Origin of the sequence: Xanthomonas bonasiae (assembly GCF_017163705.1) — a bacterium.
Taxonomy (GTDB): domain Bacteria; phylum Pseudomonadota; class Gammaproteobacteria; order Xanthomonadales; family Xanthomonadaceae; genus Xanthomonas_A; species Xanthomonas_A bonasiae.
This window is the reverse complement of the sequence record NZ_JAFIWB010000071.1, coordinates 1-404: the sequence shown is the minus strand read 5'-3', so window position 1 is coordinate 404 and position 404 is coordinate 1. Positions and strand designations below refer to the sequence as shown.

Here is a 404-nt window from a genome sequence, read left to right as displayed (position 1 = left end):
CGCTCGACCGAGATGCCGACCTGCTGGAAGTCCTGCCACAGCTGTGCCAGGCGGATGATCGGGGCCGACACCTGGCCCGAAAGCATGTTGAAGGCAATCAGCTGGCCCAGCGAAAGCCTGCCGTCGATCACCAGCTTGGCGCCGAAGAACAGGATCGCTACGCCCACCAGCTTCTGCACAAGCTGCACGCTTTGCTGGCCGATGGTCGCCACGCGGGTCACGCCGAAACCGGCGCTGACATAGCCGGCCAGCTGGTTGTCCCAGGTGCGGGTGGCGCGCGGGTCCACCGCCATCGCCTTGACCGTGCCGATGCCGCTGACGGTCTCGACCAGGAACGACTGGTTGTCCGCACCGCGCGCGAACTTGTCCTGCAGGCGCTTGCGCAGCACCGGCGTGATCGCGCC

Annotated in this window: 1 protein-coding gene; it reads right to left on the bottom strand. The window is 67.1% G+C overall.

The annotated features are described in order from the left end of the window. A partial coding sequence (locus tag JR064_RS22945; RefSeq protein WP_241093264.1) for an ABC transporter transmembrane domain-containing protein occupies window positions 1-404 on the bottom strand: 404 nt, incomplete at both ends.